We start from the raw sequence: 275 nt of genomic DNA, 5'->3' as shown, positions 1-275 counted from the left end.
CCTCCTCACAGCTTTTGGTCGGGCCTATGGGGATGTTGTGGTCCCTCATAAGTAATATTTCCGCGCTGACACCCGCATCCTCGTTTGCCAGCAGTCTGCCATCCAATGTGGGGTTTATCGTGGCCTTGCGCCGAGTCCATATCTGCATGAGGTGCGTCATATGCTACTTTGGCGCCACCTGCACCTTTGAACTCAACAACGGTACCTGTTACTGGATCCATTTTCGAGAACGCTACGTTCTCTGGATTAGTCATTCCCGCCTTTTCAAACGCCCC

Annotated in this window: 1 protein-coding gene; it reads right to left on the bottom strand. The window is 52.7% G+C overall.

Features of this window, described 5'->3' with window-relative positions; genetic code table 11:
* Nucleotides 1-5: 5 nt before the first annotated feature.
* Nucleotides 6-275, bottom strand: a 270-nt coding sequence (locus tag SB689_RS23045) for a polymorphic toxin type 47 domain-containing protein (RefSeq protein WP_410694388.1), incomplete at its 5' end; no start/stop codon positions are given.

Origin of the sequence: Chryseobacterium sp. SIMBA_038, from assembly GCF_046535115.1 — a bacterium.
GTDB lineage: Bacteria > Bacteroidota > Bacteroidia > Flavobacteriales > Weeksellaceae > Chryseobacterium.
The sequence above is the reverse complement of the archived record's forward strand: the minus strand, read 5'-3'. Positions and strand labels throughout refer to the sequence as shown.